This is a genomic window from Streptomyces daliensis, from assembly GCF_054782395.1.
This window is the reverse complement of sequence record NZ_BAAGSO010000089.1, coordinates 30,438-47,128: the sequence shown is the minus strand read 5'-3', so window position 1 is coordinate 47,128 and position 16,691 is coordinate 30,438. Positions and strand designations below refer to the sequence as shown.

At 69.4% G+C, this 16,691-nt stretch carries 18 protein-coding genes; 9 read left to right on the top strand and 9 right to left on the bottom strand.

The window, feature by feature from the left end; all coding sequences use genetic code 11:
- Positions 1-14: 14 nt before the first annotated feature.
- The 4 genes from ACYVOO_RS21735 to ACYVOO_RS21720 form a co-directional block, all read right to left on the bottom strand.
- A complete protein-coding gene (locus tag ACYVOO_RS21735) occupies positions 15-515 on the bottom strand; it encodes a hypothetical protein (protein ID WP_461017342.1) in 501 nt (166 codons plus the stop codon).
- A gap of 31 nt (positions 516-546) precedes the next feature.
- Positions 547-813: a hypothetical protein gene (locus tag ACYVOO_RS21730; RefSeq protein ID WP_461017341.1), complete on the bottom strand. Its 267-nt coding sequence runs from the start codon at positions 811-813 to the stop codon at positions 547-549.
- 85 nt (positions 814-898) lie between these two features.
- Positions 899-1,159: a DUF7848 domain-containing protein gene (locus ACYVOO_RS21725; RefSeq protein ID WP_461017340.1), complete on the bottom strand. Its 261-nt coding sequence runs from the start codon at positions 1,157-1,159 to the stop codon at positions 899-901.
- Positions 1,159-1,389 carry a hypothetical protein gene (locus tag ACYVOO_RS21720; protein ID WP_461017339.1) on the bottom strand — a complete coding sequence of 77 codons (231 nt, stop codon included), beginning with the start codon at positions 1,387-1,389 and terminating at the stop codon, positions 1,159-1,161. Before ACYVOO_RS21720 ends, ACYVOO_RS21725 begins: the two co-directional genes overlap by 1 nt.
- Positions 1,390-1,531: 142 nt before the next feature.
- Between ACYVOO_RS21720 and ACYVOO_RS21715 the strand changes: the two genes are divergently transcribed.
- A complete protein-coding gene (locus ACYVOO_RS21715) occupies positions 1,532-2,866 on the top strand; it encodes a tetratricopeptide repeat protein (protein WP_461017338.1) in 1,335 nt (444 codons plus the stop codon).
- 129 nt (positions 2,867-2,995) lie between these two features.
- On the opposite strand, the gene ACYVOO_RS21710 is transcribed toward ACYVOO_RS21715, so the two are convergent.
- The 3 genes from ACYVOO_RS21710 to ACYVOO_RS21700 all read right to left on the bottom strand — a co-directional run bounded on the left by ACYVOO_RS21710 (position 2,996) and on the right by ACYVOO_RS21700 (position 4,458).
- On the bottom strand, positions 2,996-3,655 hold the full coding sequence (locus ACYVOO_RS21710) for a Clp protease N-terminal domain-containing protein (RefSeq protein ID WP_461017337.1): 660 nt from the start codon (positions 3,653-3,655) through the stop codon (positions 2,996-2,998).
- Positions 3,656-3,660: 5 nt separating this feature from the next.
- The gene (locus ACYVOO_RS21705; protein ID WP_453349544.1) at positions 3,661-3,885 is read right to left on the bottom strand and encodes a hypothetical protein; all 225 of its coding nucleotides are present in this window, start codon (positions 3,883-3,885) and stop codon (positions 3,661-3,663) included.
- Positions 3,886-4,038: 153 nt separating this feature from the next.
- Positions 4,039-4,458: a DUF3592 domain-containing protein gene (locus tag ACYVOO_RS21700; protein WP_461017336.1), complete on the bottom strand. Its 420-nt coding sequence runs from the start codon at positions 4,456-4,458 to the stop codon at positions 4,039-4,041.
- A 226-nt stretch (positions 4,459-4,684) separates the two neighbouring features.
- Here ACYVOO_RS21700 and ACYVOO_RS21695 point away from each other — a divergent pair, with 226 nt between their 5' ends.
- A complete protein-coding gene (locus tag ACYVOO_RS21695) occupies positions 4,685-5,980 on the top strand; it encodes an MFS transporter (protein ID WP_461017335.1) in 1,296 nt (431 codons plus the stop codon).
- Between the two features lie 44 nt (positions 5,981-6,024).
- On the opposite strand, the gene ACYVOO_RS21690 is transcribed toward ACYVOO_RS21695, so the two are convergent.
- A complete protein-coding gene (locus ACYVOO_RS21690; RefSeq protein WP_461017334.1) occupies positions 6,025-7,368 on the bottom strand; it encodes an ATP-grasp domain-containing protein in 1,344 nt (447 codons plus the stop codon).
- The gene (locus tag ACYVOO_RS21685) at positions 7,365-8,150 is read right to left on the bottom strand and encodes a class I SAM-dependent methyltransferase (protein WP_461017333.1); all 786 of its coding nucleotides are present in this window, start codon (positions 8,148-8,150) and stop codon (positions 7,365-7,367) included. The genes ACYVOO_RS21690 and ACYVOO_RS21685 overlap by 4 nt, the downstream gene beginning before the upstream one ends.
- Before the next feature lie 215 nt (positions 8,151-8,365).
- On the opposite strand from ACYVOO_RS21685, the gene ACYVOO_RS21680 reads away from it, so the two are divergent.
- The 7 genes from ACYVOO_RS21680 to ACYVOO_RS21650 are packed head-to-tail and all read left to right on the top strand — an operon-like array spanning position 8,366 to position 16,685.
- Positions 8,366-9,163 (top strand): methyltransferase domain-containing protein, encoded by a 798-nt coding sequence (locus ACYVOO_RS21680; RefSeq protein WP_461017332.1) that lies wholly within the window; start codon positions 8,366-8,368, stop codon positions 9,161-9,163.
- A gap of 33 nt (positions 9,164-9,196) precedes the next feature.
- Complete coding sequence (locus ACYVOO_RS21675; protein WP_461017331.1) at positions 9,197-10,177, top strand: ATP-grasp domain-containing protein; 981 nt, start codon at positions 9,197-9,199, stop codon at positions 10,175-10,177.
- A complete protein-coding gene (locus tag ACYVOO_RS21670) occupies positions 10,167-11,606 on the top strand; it encodes a DUF6002 family protein (RefSeq protein ID WP_461017330.1) in 1,440 nt (479 codons plus the stop codon). The genes ACYVOO_RS21675 and ACYVOO_RS21670 overlap by 11 nt, the downstream gene beginning before the upstream one ends.
- Positions 11,607-11,611: 5 nt before the next feature.
- Entirely contained in the window at positions 11,612-12,907 is a 1,296-nt protein-coding gene (locus ACYVOO_RS21665) for a hypothetical protein (protein WP_461017329.1), read from the top strand.
- Positions 12,908-12,912: 5 nt separating this feature from the next.
- The gene (hppD, locus tag ACYVOO_RS21660; RefSeq protein WP_461017328.1) at positions 12,913-13,938 is read left to right on the top strand and encodes a 4-hydroxyphenylpyruvate dioxygenase; all 1,026 of its coding nucleotides are present in this window, start codon (positions 12,913-12,915) and stop codon (positions 13,936-13,938) included.
- On the top strand, positions 13,935-16,472 hold the full coding sequence (locus tag ACYVOO_RS21655) for an aminotransferase class I/II-fold pyridoxal phosphate-dependent enzyme (RefSeq protein WP_461017327.1): 2,538 nt from the start codon (positions 13,935-13,937) through the stop codon (positions 16,470-16,472). Before hppD ends, ACYVOO_RS21655 begins: the two co-directional genes overlap by 4 nt.
- 42 nt (positions 16,473-16,514) lie before the next feature.
- The gene (locus ACYVOO_RS21650) at positions 16,515-16,685 is read left to right on the top strand and encodes a hypothetical protein (protein ID WP_461017326.1); all 171 of its coding nucleotides are present in this window, start codon (positions 16,515-16,517) and stop codon (positions 16,683-16,685) included.
- The last annotated feature ends 6 nt before the right edge of the window (positions 16,686-16,691 follow it).

Below are 16,691 nucleotides of genomic sequence, written 5' to 3'. Positions count from 1 at the left end.
GGTGGGCGGGCGGCTCAGGGGGTTGGGCTGGGTGCGACGGAGGTGAGCTGTAGCGTGCGTCCGCCGACGAGTGGGGCGGTGAGGATGACGGTTCGGCCGTCGTGTTCCAGGGCCTTGCCGATACGGGCATGGCGGGCGTGCCACCAGCGCCGGGGCACAAGGACGGTGGCCAGGCAGTCGCGGGCGGTGCCGTCGACGGCGATGCGCTCGCCCTTCTCGCGCAGGCGCAGGGGGTGGCAGGCGTGGGCGGTCAGAAACGTCGCGTGGTTCCCTTCCATCAGCTCCAGGGCCTGCCCTTGGGGCATGGGGCGCGGGTAGCTGGTGAGGATGGCGGTTCCCTCTGGCAGCTCGTACATGAGGCGTACGGCGCGGTCCTGGATGCGTCGCATGACGAAGTGGGCTTGCTGGCCTTCGAGTACGGCGACGGGGAAGCCTGCGGTGCTGGCCCAGCCGTGAGGGTCGTAGAAGACGTCGTCGGGGTCGGCGGGGATGAGGACGGTGTGATCGCGAGGCACGGGGTTGCTCCAGGTCAGTTGCGGGTGGGGGTCACGGGTTGCGCACCACGCGCAGGGTGGGCGCGGGGGCGACGGGCTCGGTGTCGGTGCGGCGTTTTCCGGCGCCGGTGAAGACGGTGATGGCGCGGGCCACCGTCTCCCCGGTGACGTGGGCGCGGACGGCGGCGATGGGGAGGTAGGCGCCGTGCCGGGTGCACAGCCACACCGGCGCGTGCCACGGGTAGCGCGCAGTGGCCACGTACCGGACCGCCTGGCCGAGGTGGTTGCCGCCCTCCACCTCGCACGCGTGGCCGGTCACCGGTCCGTCTCCGGTGTCCGCTGGCGTACGGCTTCCAGCGCGGCCCGCAGCGCCTCCACGTAGCCGGGCAGGCGCGATCCTTTGTTCACGTCGGCCCCTCCCGCCACATGGCCCATGGGCGTTCGGTCACTTCGGCGTAGCTGGTGTGCTCGGGGAACTCCCGCATATGGGCAAAGGCCCACGTCTGCGGCTCGGTCGGATCATCGCTCGCGGGTGACTTCGCGGCGCACTCGGTGTCGTCGTCGTTGAGCGTGAGGCACCGGAACGCGTACGTGGTCGGGGGAGCGTCGGCGTCCTGGTCCGGCCGTAGCCGCCAGTCGAAGAACGCGAACGTGCGGCGAGTCATCACAGACGCTCACCCCGGCTGCGCGCGTTCGCGCGGTCGGTCTCCGCACGCAGACGCTCCATGGGGTCCACGGGGCGGACGCGTTCTGGCTCCGCCTCCCACTCAGCCCCGCCGCTGAGCGACCGCAGTCTCCAGCGGGGGCCGACGACCGCGCGGAACTCCCCGAACGTCACGTGCTGGGTGTCCACGACCAGCGCGCCTACGGAGGGCGGTTCCAGATCTGTACTCACTCGCCTACGTCCTTTCCGCCGCGAACCGGGCTGCTCACTCAAGGCAACCGGCTGATCACGGTCGGCGGTACCGTTGGGAAGGGGGGCAGGAGTTAAGAGCGTTAAGCGCTTAGGGCACTCATACATGGGGAGTTGGACGACCGTGGGCATCAGCGAGCCGAACACAGCATTAGAGCGTCTGTTCCGCGAGACCGGGTGGACGCTGCGACAGTTCGCCCAAGAGGTCAACCGCCTCGGTACCGAGCGCGGAACCCCTCTGAAGTACCAACAGCCCTCGGTACACCAGTGGTTGGGTGGCCACCTGCCGAAGGAACCCGTCCGGCCGCTGATTCTGGAAGCACTCGCCCGGAGACTGCTCCGGCCCATCACGCACACCGAAGCAGGCTTTCCAGCACCCTCGGAAGAGTCGAACAGCCGCCCAACTACCGTGGAAGGGCTGATTGACCTCGGGAGGCAGGACATGGACCCCTCACGCCGAAGCGTCCTCAGTGCAGGACTGTTCTCCGTTGCGCTCACCGTTCCCGGATGGCCGGATGTCGTGGGCCGCATGGAAGCGGTTCAGACTGGAAAGTCCGCGCGTATAGGAATGGCTGAGGTGGATATGGTCATTGCCATGACGGAGCGCGTATCCGACTTGGATGACCAATTCGGGGGTCGTCACGCACGGCCGATGGCGGCAGCATTCCTCGTAAATACGGTCGCGCCCTACCTTCGAGCCGATGCCTCCGATGAAGTCCGCAAGGCGATGATGTCGGCGGCTTCCGATCTCTGCTACCTCACCGGGTACATGGCTGTTGATGAGGGTATTCATGGCCTGGCACAACAGTATTACTTGAAAGCGCTAGAACTAGCAGGGGCCTCGGAAGACCATCTCACCTACTGCACGACGCTACGGGGAATGAGCGTCCAGGCCGTTGATCTCCGGCACGGAAAGGTGGCCATGCGTCTTGCCGACGCCGCCGCATCTGCTTCGCCGCAGGCTGGCCCACGAATGCGGGCTTTCCTGGCTGGGCAACAAGCGCACGCATCGGCGCAGCTTGGGGAGCGAGCGAACGCGCTGATGTACCTCCGAGAGGCTGAAGTGGCGATGGAGAAGGCTGAGTCACAGGCAAAGACTTTCGGCTCGTATAACCCTTCATCGCTTACCTATCATGCGGGACAAGTCCGTTATGAACTTGGGGATGTTCGCGGGTCGGTCCAAGAGTTGGAAGAGTCCGATAAGCTGCGGCACAGTTCCTTCAAAAGGAATCGAATCCGCTATCTCTCAATGCTCGCTGAGCGCCAACTGGAGATCGGGCATCTTGAGAGTGCGTGTGGCACGTGGGGTAAAGTTGTCGATATCTACCCGCATGTGCAATCAGGGCAGTGCGATCAAAGTATTTCGCGGATGCAGGCTCGAATTCGCCCTTACCTGAAGAATCAAGCCGCCCGGAACCTCTATGAGCGTGCGCGTCTCGCCACCACGCCATCACGGTGATTTGATCTGGGTCTGGCTTCGCGACACCGGCCAAGAGCCATCAGAAACGCCCTGCACCGGGCGCGTCTCTACGGGGCACGGCCAGACGGGGCACGCCTCCACGGGCCATGCCCCCACACCGCACCCGCGCTACGCCGCCGTACGCAGGTCCGCCAGCACCAGTTCGCGCACGTCCTTCGGCTCGACGCCCAGTCGCGCGAAGACGCCCTGGCTGATCCTGTCGTCCGCGCGCAGCAGCGCGAGGACCACGTGCTCGACCCCGATGTGCCGGTCCTTGCGCGCGATGGCCTCGCGCAGCGCCAGCTCCAGTGCCTTCTTGGCCCGGCCCGTGAACGGGATGTGCCGTCCGCCATCCGCCGCGCGGCCCCCGCTCGCGGCGGTCCCGTCGCCGCCGCGTTCCGGTTCGCCCCGGCGCCGCCGCCCGAAGGGCAGCGTCCTGCGCGGCTTGTCGCCGTGCCCCGGCGAGGGCGTGTCGAGGGCGCCCTCGCCGAAGGCGCTCTCGGCCCTGCGCCTGATCTCGTCGAGGTCGATACCGAGGGCCTTGAGGGCCTCCGCGTCCTCCGGGCCCAGCGCGTCACGTTCTCCGCCCGCCACGCCCGCGATCGCCGCGCGGCAGTTCTCCGCGGTGACCCCGAGCCGTACGAGCGTGGCCGCGCCCGGCTCGTCGGGCCGCCGCAGTGCCGCCAGCAGCAGGTGCTCGGCGCCTATCCACCCGTGCCCGAGGCCGCGCGCCTCTTCCTGCGCCCCGACGACGAGGGACCGTGCCTGTGTGGTGAACCGTTCGAACATCGTCCCTACCTCCTCGCGTGCTTCTTGTGTACGGCCTGCCTGCTCACGCCGAGCGCCGTCCCGATCTCGTCCCAGGACCAGCCCTGTGCGCGGGCGCTGTCGACCTGGAGCGCCTCCAGGCGCTCGGTCAGCCGCCGCAGCGCGGCCACCGCCCGCAATCCGACGCGCGGATCCCCGCTGAGCGCGGCCTCCGCGGTGTCCACCGCTTCCTTCGCCTCTGATCCGGCCATGTCTGTCAACGTAGGATGACAAGCGACGCCTGTCAACCATGGTTGACGCGACGGGTGTGCCGTGCCCCTGGCAGGCGTACTCACGCCGGGCGCCGCCCCGGCCGCCCCGGCCGCCCCGGTCGGCCTCGGACCGTCGAGTGCCGGAGCGCGGCCCTACGGCCGCCTTCGCCCCGTCACCGCGAGGGCCGTCCCGATCCCGGCGGCCAGCAGTCCGATCCCGCCGAAGATCAGCGGCAGCAGCCACAGCGAGGCGAAGCCGTTGATCCGCGCGTCCTCGGGCGCGTCGGCGCGGTACAGCACCTCCACCCGCTCGCCCCGTTCGTACGAGGGCGGGTTGGAGCCCGTCGAGCTGTGGAACGTCCTCGGCGTGCCGTCCGCCGAGGTGAACTCGACCACCGGGTACGCCGAGGGCTTGTCGTCCCCGTGCTTCTTGCGGGACGAACCCGTGTCGCTGACGCGCCACTCCAGACCGACCACCGTGCCCTGGGCGCGCTCCGCGCTCGTCAGGAACGAGACCGACGTCCCCGCCACGATCAGTCCGATGACCAGGAACAGCGTCCCGAACGCGATCACCCCGAACGGGACCCACCGGGGAACGCCCCGTCCGCGCACCTGAATCCGCACATCGTTCCTCTCGCTTGTCCGGCTGTTCGGCTGTTCGGCTGCCCGGACCGCGTGCCCGGAGCCGGAGGGACGCTATCCCAGATGCCGTGTACACCTGCCTCCGCCCCTCCTCGGCCCTTCCGGCCCTCCCAGGGCCTCTCTTGACTCCCGTTCAGAAGTCTGCCTATAAACCCTCATGACCTCGTCTCCGGAAAATCCCGCCCGGGCCGAAGAGAAAAATCCACCGACGACGATCGCCTCTTCCTCTCCTCTCAACTTCCCCAGCTTCCGCTATTTCTGGCTCTCCCGGACGGTTTCCGGACTGGGTTCGGCGATGTCCATGGTGGCCCTGCCCGTGCTGGCCTACCATGAATCGCAGTCCGCTTTCATGGTCTCGCTCGTCGCGGCTGCGGAGACCATTCCCTATGTGGTGTTCGGGCTTGTCGCGGGCGCCGTCGCGGACCGGTTCAACCGCCGTCTCATCATGATTCTGGCCGATGTGCTCTGCGCGGTTTCCCTGGCGAGTATCCCGCTGGCCCATATGCTGGGCGCGCTCACCGTCTGGCACATCGTGATCGCCGCCATCCTTTCCTCCAGCGGCGCCCTCTTCTTCGAAGCGGGGGTTTACGGTCTCGTCCCCGCTGTGGTGGGGAAGGAGAACATCACCAAGGCCAACAGCTATCTGTACGGCTCTTCGACGGTGGTCCGCATCGCCGGTACCGCGTTGGCGGGCGCGCTCATCGCCCTGGTGGGCGCGGCCAGTTCCATCGCCATCGACGCGCTGACGTTCGTCGCCTCGGCCCTCTGTATCCGCGGCGTCACCTATCGCGAGCCGGCGGCCAGCAAGGGCATGGCGAAGTGGCCCGGTTACCGCAAATCCATCAAGGAGGGGCTGAGTTTTCTGTGGGTGCAGCCGACGCTGCGCATCATGACCGTCGTCGGTACCCTCCAGTCGATTTCCGGCGGCGCGATCATCGGGCAGCTCGTCGTCTTCGCCAACCGGGGCCTCGGGCTGTCCGGTTCCGACGCCCGCATCGGCCTCCTCTACACGGCCTGGAGCGCCGGTGGCATCGGCGGTGCGCTGCTGCTGCCGAAGGTCAGGCAGCGGCTCGGCTCGTTCCAAGTGCTGCTGGTGGTCCTGCCGCTCGGCTCCCTCCTCGGCCTCTTCGTGGTGCTGACGACGGACTGGCGTGTCGCGATGGTGGCCATCACCACCTGGGGAGTCGTCTATCTGATGGTCCTCGTGAACACGATGAACTACTGCCAGCAGGTCACCCCGCCGGAAATGCAGAGCCGCGTGAACACCACGCGAAGGACCTTCTCCTCCGGGCTCGGTGTGCCTTTGGGCGCCCTTGTGGCAAGCTCATTGACCACCCATTTCAGTATCCGGGTCGGGATTTCCACCGCGGTGTTCTCCGTCGCTCTCGCCGCGCTTCTCGTCTGGGCGGTGCAGATAAAGAGGAACCTCGCGCCCGCCCCCGTCGCCGAGTGACGGGCTCAGCCGGAATCAGCCGGAATCAGCCGGGATAGCCGGGATCAACCGCCGGAGAATGCCACGGACGACAGCGCCCGGTGGCCGTGGACGCTGACCACGCCCCCGTGCCCGGGCGGAAGATGGCGCACCATGCAGCCGGCCGGGCGCTGATCGAAGAGGAAGGGGCTGAAAACGGGGAAGACCTCGGCCTCAAAGGTGCCGGGGCCTTCGCCTTCGGCGAATTCCATGGGGTACGGGGACGGCTGGACGTACTCCTGCGCGATGTAGTCGCCGTTCACCGTCGCGTCGCGCACTGTGTTCCGCCACAGCCGTTCGTCGCAGGCGCGGCCGAGCAGAATGTTCTGCCCGCTCATGCCGATGGCGGGCTTGAGCACGAACTCCTCGGGACGTTCCAGGAGCAGTCGTGGGATTTCGTGGGTGCCTCCCCGCCAAGTGGTCGTCCTGTCGGCGACGACGCGGGTCCACGGCAGATACCGCTCGACGGCCTCGCGGTCCAGGGCCGTCATCCACGGACGCCCCTCGGAAACCCAGGCCAGCACCTTTTTGTTCGCTATCAGATAGGCGGTCTGGGTCGCGAGGAGTTTCAGCCCCGAGTCGAGCGCGGTGCGCAGGGGTGACAGGTCGATGCCGAGCGTGCGCCACTCCGGGATGGTGAAGTGGCGCAGCCCCACTTCGTAGCGGAGCCCCGACGGCTTCCCGATGCCCTCCAGCAGGTCCTCCGGTTCAAAGAACTCGGCCTCGACCCCGCGCCGTCGCAGCGGTTCGAGCTGGACGTCCCAATAGCGGTGCGGGCGGCTGCCCTTGAGGTCCCGGGTGGTGCCGACGACGGCGACGGCCGGTTTGGCCCCGAGGTCCTCCACCGCGCGCACCAGCGCGTCGGCGCGCACGGCCAGGGGGTCGGCCCCGTGGAACGGGGCCAGGGCCGCGCCGCCGAAGCCCTCGGTCCACGCCGCCGAGTGCAGCGACGTGTCCACGACGCCGCCGAGGCCCGAGCCGATGTTGAACTCCAGGAACTTCGGGCCCTCCGCGTCGACGACGAGGTCGGGACGCGCGCTCCACGTCGCGTAGTCCTCCTCGATCTGCCCCTCCATGACCAGGGGATAGACCGCCTCGTCGGCGCGGAGCGCGGCGATACGCGCGGCAGCGGTGGGTGCCGCCTCCAGCAGCGTCCGGCGCAGCAGGCCGAGGAGGTGGGACGTGGCCGTGAACAGCTCCCGGTAGGAGGCGTCGGGCAGGACGAAGGGGCGCACGGCGGTCGGGGACATCGGGACGACGTGCACGTACTCGCCGTCGTCGACGGCCCGGACGAGGTCGTGCACCAGCTCCGGCACCGGGCGCCGCGACCCCAGCGGCAGCGACGCCGACCCGTACCACGGGGACGTCACGAGGACGGGTTCTCGCCGGTGCGCCGGTACACGGCGATCCGGTTGTCGCTGTCCTCGCGCAGCGGCCCCTCGGTCCAGTCGGCGTACTCGGCCTCCAGCTCCAGGCCGGCCCGTCGCGCCATGGCGTCGAGCTGCGCGGGGAAGAGGTACTGGAACCGCAGCGACCGGAGCCGGACGTCGCCCGGCTCCTCCACGATCATGCGCTGCACCCAGAGCACCTGCTCCGGCACCTCCCACTTGCGTGAGGTGAACTCGACGCGGGAGCCCGTGAGTTGAGTCGTCTCCGGCCCTGTCAGCGTCGAAGCGGCGGGCGGGCGGGGCACGAACGCCTCGACCACGAACGTCCCGCCGGGCAGCAGATGAGCCGCCACCCTGTTGAGCATCGCCTGCTGCGCCGCGTTGCTGTCCAGTTGGAAGAGGGAGTTGAAGGTGACGTAGGCGAGCGAGAACTCGCGGTCGAGCCGGAACGCCGCGCAGTCCTCCAGGACGGTCTCCACGGGGAGCGATGCGCCCTGCTCCGCCATGACCTTCAGCATGGCCGGCGCGTTGTCGACCCCCGTCACATGGACCCCGCGCGAGGCCAGCGGAATCCCGATGCGGCCCACCCCGGCGCAGAGGTCGAGATAGGTGCCGCTTTCGCCGCCCCTTTTTAGCAGGAAGTCAATGACGTCGCGCGCGTTCTCCCGGTCCGCATAGCGACGTGAATACTGCTCGGCCCATGCCGCGTCGAACCCGCTGGGCCCGTCCTCATCAGTGGAACTCTCAGGCGAACGACCCAGCATTGCCTTTCCCCCTGTGAATCTAGAAATTTGGCGGAACGGAACTACCCCGGCCCACCCCCCGGCGAAACCTCCCCTCCATGTGACGCAGATCACTGTGTGCGAGGAGCGGAAAACTTGTTGCGCCCGCAGACCCGCTCATGGTGCGATCGAAATCAGTCGGTGCACGGTACAACCTCACAGTCATGCGTAAAGAACGCTAACAATACGGGGTAAAAGTGGACACTGCTGGGCAGGGCACGGTAACCGAGAGCACGCGCACGAAAAACGGCAAGGCGGAAGCCAAGAAGGAAGGTTCGGAAGTCCCCGAGGAAATCGGCGACGACCTCTCCGCCGGGCTTGCGGGATGGACCTTCTCCGGCGGGGTGTACCGGACATTCGACGAGCATATTGCTCGCAGCGTCCCCATGTACGCCGAATGCCATGACCTCATTCTCGAACTGTCCGACTTCTTCGTCCGCAAGGACAGCCTGATCTACGAGCTGGGCACGGCCACCGGCACGCTCGCCGGACGGATCGCGCAGCGGCACGCGAAGAAGATCCGCCGGGTCATCGGCATCGACATCGAGCAGGCGATGGTGGCCGAGGCCGCCCGCAAGTGCGGGACGATACCCGGCGTCGAATTCGTCGAGGCCGATCTCATGGCCTACCGGTTCGAGCCCTGTGACCTGGTGATCTCCTACTACACGCTCCAGTTCCTGCGCCTGGAGGAGCGGCACGACGTCATCAGGTCCATCTACGACAGGCTCGCCAGGGGAGGAGCCTTCGTCCTCTTCGAGAAGGTGCGCGAGCCCGACGGGCAGTTGCAGGACCTCATCGGCCAGCTCTACCTGGACTACAAGCTCCAGCACGGCTTCACGCCGGGCGAGGTCATGGCGAAGTCGCGCAGCATCCGCTCGGTCCTGGAACCCTCGACCTCCGAGGAGAACCAGGACGCGCTCCGCGCGGCCGGATTCAGGTCGGTCGGAATCGTGCACAAGAGCCTGTGCTTCGAGGGGTATCTCGCCGTCAAGTGATCGCGCCCTCGGGGGAAAGCGGAGGATTCGGCTGTGCGCAAGACCATCACATGGATATACCAGTCCGGCGACTATACGGCGTCCGCTGCCGCGCGTTTCGAGAAGGGCCTCACGGAGAAATACTCGGCCGTCGCCGAGCCGCGCGGTTTCGACTTCCGGGTGATAGGCGCCGCCGAGTTGATACCGTCGTGCCTCGGAAAGCCCGTGCTGCGTCATCGCGGCGAGGATCTGCTGGCACAGCGGCAGTGCTTCATCGTCGGCGACAAAAGCCTTGACCCGCAGGCGCTCGCCGCCATGCGGGCCGTATACCGGACAATAGAGGCCAGCGATTCCGTCCTGCTGAACCGGGCGATATCGGGACCCGACTATCTGGAGCGGGACAAGCTGTCCCTGTTGCAGCATGCCGCAAAACTCGGGGTGCCGACCGCAAGCACCATAGCGGTCCCCTTCGGAAGGTACGCGCACCTCGTGCTCGACGAAGTGGAACGCGAGATCGGCCCCGGGCCCTACATCGTCAAGCCCAGGGAACTCACCATGGGCATCGGCGTCCTGCGGGTGGATTCCACCCAGCAGCTCGTATCGGCTCTCGACATCGTGGCCCAGAGCGGGCTCCCCTACATCATCCAGCCCTACCTTCCGCACACCGCCGACATGCGCGTGTACGTCGCCGACGGGGAGGTGGTCACCTCCCTGAGCAAGCGGCCGCAGCCGGGCGGATACATCTCCAACATCAGCCTGGGCGGTACGGCAGAGGCCACCCAGGAGCACCGGCAGGTGGTCGGCCACTGCCGTGCGCTCGCCGAGAGCCTCCAGGCCGAGTATCTGTGCGTCGACTGGCTGCTGACGGAGAACGGCCCGGTGCTCAACGAGTGGAGCACGGCGCACGGCGGGTTCCTGGTGCTTCCGGAGCCCGGACTGACCATGGTGGCCGACGCCTTCTTCTCCTGGATCGAGCGCAAATTCAACGGAAACCAGCGCCGTAAGGCTTCGAAAAGGACGGGACATGCTTCTTGAGGGCGCGCTTGCTCACTACTACGGACAGGTGCAGACCGCGCTGAGGGAACTGCTGCCCCCGTCCCCGGAGGGCGGGGGTGGGGGCGGGGGCACGGGCGACTTCACGCCCGGCGTCGAGCTGCCCGAACTCACCCCCGCAGTGCGGGAGTTCCTCGGCGCCTCCGCGCTCGCCCACTCCCCGATGCGGCCGTACAAGGGGCGGAACCTCGCGCTCCTCGACCTGACGCGCAACCCGGCCACGATGACCACCAAGACGTTCGCCTCGCTCGTCATCGTGGCCCGCGCCGTGCGCTTCATCCAGGACACTGGCGAGCGCGTCACCATCGTCACCCCCTCGTCGGCGAACAAGGCCATCGCGCTGCGCGACGCCGTACTGCGGGCCATCAGCACGGGCCTCGTCGGCGCCGACCAGCTCAACATCACCACCGTGGTCCCGGCCGAGTCCGTGCCCAAGCTGCGCAGGACGGAGCTGTTCACCGACCCTGACCTGCGCGCGCGCAACCCGGTCGCCGTCCACCACGGCGCCGAGCCCGGCGAGGTCAAGACGCTCGCGCGCGGCGTCATCGACGAGCACCGCACGGCGCTGGAGCGCGGCGGCAAGACGAACCTCTGGTACACACTCCAACTGGAGAACTACCTCGCCGCCGACGTGGTCCGTGCCCTGGCCGAGGACGAGTTCTTCCCCGCGACGGGCGGCGCGCCGCGCCTGCACGTGCACGCCGTCTCCAGCGCGTACGGGCTGCTGGGCCACGCGTACGGGTGGCAGCGGCTGCCGGAACTGTCGCGGGCGTCACGACCGTCACGGCCGTCGCATACGGAGCCGGGACCGGAGCCCGCGCGCACACCGCCCCGCTACTTCCTCGTCCAGCACCTCGGCGCCCCCGACATGGTGCTCAGCCTCTACAACGACGGCGCGACCGACCCCTCCCTCGCACCCCGCTACACCTACGAGACGGAGTCGGGGCTGTACGCGCAGGCGGAGAACCCGCGCTTCCCCGCCGTCACCTTCGACCCGGGGGAACGGCTCGACAGCACCTTCTACACCCGCAAGCCGCCGACGTCGGCCCGGATGAACGAGCTGATCGGCAAGCAGGGCGGCGGCGGCATCGTGGTCTCCCTGGCCGAGTGCCTGAACCGGTACGGGCAGGTCAGGGCGATCCTCGCCGACGCGGAGGTGCGGCTGCCCGCCGATCCGCGCGAGGTGCGGGAGTGGTCCCTCGTGATGGCCGTGGTCGGCGCGCTCAACGCGCTCGACCGCGACCTCGTGCCGGAAGGGGGCCCGGAGGGGAGTCCGGAGGGGGACATCCTCGTGCACGGCTCTGGGAGCTACGCCGTCGGCGACTTCGACGCGCTGTCCGCCACGGAGCTGCACCGGGTCGACGGCGTCGACGACCTGCGGAACGTCGTCCTCCAGGCCACCGCGCTGTGACCGGCGTGACCGGCGCACACCAGCACTCGCCGAGCCGCCCGTCGCGGGACCTGTCGCGGGACGTGTCGCGGGACCCGTCGCAGCATCCGCCGCGCTCGCCGCTGGGGCAGCGGCTCCGTATGCAGGCCGGATACCGCTGGCGCAACAGCGACAGCCCCGCCCTCGTCCGGCTGCGCACGGAGTGGGACACCCGGGACCGGGCACGCTTCCCCGCCATCCGCTCCGAGCTGGGCGGCCTCTCGGTCGCGTACGCGGGCCTCGCGGAAGGTCTCGCGTACACCCTGGAGTTCACCGAGCTGCGCCGCGAGGGCGGCGAGGAGCGCGAGGCCGGGGAGGAAGCGCGCGCCGTGCGCAGTGCGGAGCTGGTGACGGGCCGGGACCTCACCAGGCCCGAGGCGCTGCCCGACGCCGACATCGTGATCGTCGGCACCAGCGCGGCCCGCGCCCGCAAGCTGCCCTCGACGGCCTCCCTCATCGTGCCGATGCGCGTGCACTTCGTCGTCGACACCGACGTCGACGCCGAGACCGTCAGCCGACGGTTCTCCAAGCGCGAGCGCTCGCAGCACCGGCGCAGCCTGCGCGAGCGGGACTGGAGCTGGGAGGTGTGCGAGGACCCCGCCTGGTTCGACGCCTTCTACGACCACTACTACCGGCCCACCATGCTGCACCGGCACGGCAAGCGCGAGCGGACCGAGAACAAGCCCACGTCCTACGAGTGCCTCTTCAGGGGAGGCCGCCTGTTCATGCTGCGCGAGGGCGGCGAACCCGTCGGCGGGGCGCTCTGCCACTGGGACCCCCGCTCTGGCACCCTGACCCTCCGGCTGCTCGGGGTGCGCGACGGGGCGCAGGAGCACTACGACAGCGGTGCCTTCAAGGCGATCTACCACTTCCTGGTGGGGTGGGCGGCCGACAACGGGGTCGACCACCTGGACTTCCAGGGCACCGAGCCCTTCCTCAGCAAGGGCACCTACCAGTGGAAGCGGCGCTTCGGTACGCGGGTCGTGCTGCCGCCCAACCACTTCGGCGGCAAGCGGCTGTGGCTGCGGGTGCGGCACGACACTCCGGCCGTACGGGACTTCCTCGTCGCCAATCCGCTGCTCGCCGAGTCGCGGGGCGGAGGCGGGGGCGGGAAACTGGAGGCCGTCTACTTCCACGACGCCGAGCGGCCGGCGCGCCTCGACTACTCGGCGAAGTCGCCGGGCGTGGAGCGGGTCCGGCTGATCGACCTCGACACCTTCCTCCGGGCGCCGTCGTCCCGCACCGCCGCCCCCGCTCCCGCCCCGGCATCCTCCAGGAGGTAACCCCCGTGTCCGCACAGGACATCGCCTACATCGAGCTGTACACCGCCGACGATGCCGCCATGGTCGACTACTTCGTCTCGGCCATGGGCTTCACCCGGACCGGCCACCGTCCCGGCACCGGACGCGGCTCCGTCCACCTGGCGCAGGGCGACGTACGGCTGGTCGTCACGTCGGGCCAGGAAACCTGGGGGTTCCTCGACCGGCACGGTGACGGTGTCGCGGACATCGCCCTGGCCTGCGACGACGTCGACGCGACACGGGACGCGGCCCTCGCGGCCGGCGGTCGCCCCGCGGACTCGGCGAACGGGACCGCGAGCGGTGCCGCGAACGGAGCCCCGGCCGTGCTCGGCTTCGGCGGCGTACGCCACACGCTGCTCCCCGCACCGCCATCGCCACGGCCCACGTCCACGGGGCGATCGCGCCCGGACCCGGCGGGGGAGCGGATCCGGCTCCTGGACCATGTGGCCGTCTGCCTCGAAGGCGGCACGCTCGACCAGTTCGCCGACTTCTACCGCGACGCCTTCGGGCTCGCCCGCTACTCCTCCGAGTACGTGGACGTCGGCGGGCAGGCGATGGACTCGATCGTCGTGCGCGGCGCGTCGGGAGGCATCACCTTCACGCTGGTCGCGCCGGACCCGGCGAAGGGCTCCGGGCAGCTCGACGCGTTCCTGGAACGCAACGGCGGCCCCGGTGTGCAGCATCTCGCGTTCCTGACCGATGAGATCGTCCCGGCCGTGCGTGAACTGCGCGCCCGTGGCGTCGAGTTCCTGGAGACGCCGGGCTCGTACTACGACATGCTCCAGGAGCGGTTCACCGAGACGCCGGAGAGGATCGCGGAGCTGCGGGACACGCACGTGCTGGCCGACCGCGACGAATGGGGCTACCTGCTCCAGTTGTTCAGCCGTTCGCCGTACGAGCGCGACACCCTCTTCTACGAGCTGATCCAGCGCCGGGGCTCCCGGGGGTTCGGCAGCGCCAACATACGGGCGCTGTACGAAGCGGTGGAGCGCGACCGGCAGGCGGCGCTGTGACGGACACCGATCCCGGCTTCGCCCCCCTCACCCTGGCCGACTACGCCGAACGCGCCCGCGCGGCCGTGCCCGTGAAGACGTGGGACTTCATCGAGGGAGGCGCGGGCGACGAACGCACACTCCGCTCGAACGCGGACGCCTTCGAGCGGGCGCGGCTGCTGCCGAGGGTGCTGGCGGGCGTCGGCCTGCCCGACACCGGGACCCGTGTACTCGGACGCACCTGGGCGGCGCCCGTCGGCATCGCGCCCATGGCGTACCACACCCTGGTCCACGAACAGGGCGAGATCGCGACGGCGCGGGCTGCCGGAGCCACCGGACTGCCGTTCGTCGTCAGCACCTTCGCGGGGCACACCTTCGAGGACATCGCCGCGGCGGCCTCGTCACCGCTCTGGCTCCAGGTGTACTGCTTCCGCGACCGCTCCCTCACCCGGGAGCTGATCCACCGCGCGGAGCGCGCCGGGTTCGAGGCGCTGGTCCTCACCGTCGACGCACCGCGCCTCGGCCGCAGACTGCGGGACCTGCGCCACGGCTTCACACTCCCGCCGACGGTCCGCCCGGCCAACCTCCAGGATTCCGGCTCCGGTACGGGGTTCGGCTCGCCCATGGAGCACGCGCTCGCCGAGTTCGACGCGGCCCTGGACTGGTCGGTGATCGGCTGGCTGCGGTCGGTCAGCTCGCTCCCCGTGCTCCTGAAGGGGGTGCTCGGCGGGGCCGACGCGCGCCGGGCCGTCGACGCGGGCGTGGACGGCCTGATCGTCTCCAACCACGGGGGACGCCAGTTGGACGGTGCGCCGTCCACGCTCGACGCGCTGCCGGAGGTCGCCTCCGCCGTCGCGGGTGCCTGCCCCGTCCTCGTCGACGGCGGCGTCCGGCGCGGCGCCGACGTCCTGACGTCGCTGGCGTCGGGCGCCGACGCCGTGCTCCTGGGGCGGCCCGTGCTGCACGGGCTGGCCGTCGGCGGGGAGGAGGGCGTGGCGCGGGTGCTGGGGATCGTCGCCGACGAGCTGACGGAGGCGATGGCGCTCTGCGGCACCGCCTCGGTGGCGGACGCGGGCCCGGACCTGCTGGCACCGCGAACGGCTCCGCCCGTGCAGGAGGGTTCGCGAGGGGGAGAGGCGCGAACAGCGGAGCCGCGACGAGAAGAGCCGCGAGGGGGAGACGTGCGAGGGGGAGAGGCACGAAGGGAGGAGTCGCGCACCGAGGACCTGCGAAGGGAGGAGGCGCGCACAGAGGCCCTGCGAAGGGAGGACCTGCACGGCAGCGTCCGTGACCCGCTCCTGGGCACGATGAACTTCCTCAACGAGATCACCAGCCGCTACCCCGAGGCGATCTCCTTCGCACCGGGCCGCCCCTACGGCGGCTTCTTCCACTCCGAGCAGATCTTCGACCACCTGCGCCGCTACCTCGACCACCTGACGGCCACAGGCCACTCCCCGGACCAGGTGCGGGACACGGTGTTCCAGTACGGCCCGACCAGCGGCCTGATCCGCGACCTGGTGGCCGACACGCTGCGCCGCGACGAGGGCATCGACGTACCGCCGGAGTCCATCGTGGTCACCGCGGGCTGCCAGGAGGCCATGCTGCTCGCGGTGCGCGCGCTGATCGCCGGGCCCGACGACGTGCTGCTGGTCCCCGACCCCTGCTACGTGGGGATCACGGGCGCTGCCCGGCTGCTCGACGTCGAGGCCGTCGCGGTCCCCGAGCACGCGAGCGGCTTCCGCTGCGCGGACCTCGAAGCGGTGCTCAGCGCCCAACGGGCGCGCGGGCGCAGACCCCGCGCCTTCTACGTCACCCCCGACCACGCGAACCCCTCGGGCGCGACGATGCCCGTCGAGACGCGGCACGAACTCCTGGCACTGGCCGCCCGCCACGACCTCCTCATCCTGGAGGACAGCCCGTACAGGTCCGTCAGCCCCGGCCGTCAGTTGCCGACCCTGAAGTCCCTGGACCGCACCCGCAGCGTCGTCCACCTGGGGTCCTTCTCCAAGACGCTGTTCCCCGGCGCGCGGATCGGCTTCGCCGTCGCGGACCAGCCGGTGCGTGGCGACGGCGAGGGCGCGAGCCTGCTGGCGGACGAGCTGGCGAAGATCAAGAGCATGGTGACGGTCAACACGTCAGCGGTGAGCCAGACCGTCGTGGCAGGCATGCTCCTCGCCGCCGACGGCCGCCCCTCGGACTTCAACGCCGACACGGCCGCCTACTACGGCAACGCGATGCGCACGGTACTCACCCGCCTCGAAGAGCGCTTCCCCCCAGCCGAACGCACGGCCCTCGGCATCCGCTGGAACACCCCCACCGGCGGCTTCTTCCTCACCCTCGACGTCCCCTTCCCCACGGACAACGCGGCACTGACCCGCTCGGCGGAGGACTTCGGCGTCATCTGGACCCCGATGTCGTACTTCTACCTGAACCAAGGCGGCGAATCCGCCCTCCGCCTGTCCATCAGCTACCTCACCCCGGACTCCATCAAGGAGGGCATCGACAGACTGGCCCGCTTCATCAAATCCGAGGCGGGGGCAGACGGGGCGAGCTGAGGAGCCCCGCATGCGCGGGGACCACGTGCAACTCCCCCTGATGTGACGGAAGCGCTGTTCGTCGCAGCGGTCCTCCGCCGCGAGACCGTCTACAAGGGCACCACCATGGCCATCTACGGGCTCCACGGCTCGTGGATCAAGGTGCAGTACTCGGACCGCACGAACGACTGGTGCGGCTGGGTCCCCAGCAGCTCGATCGAAACGTACTCCTAGCGCGAT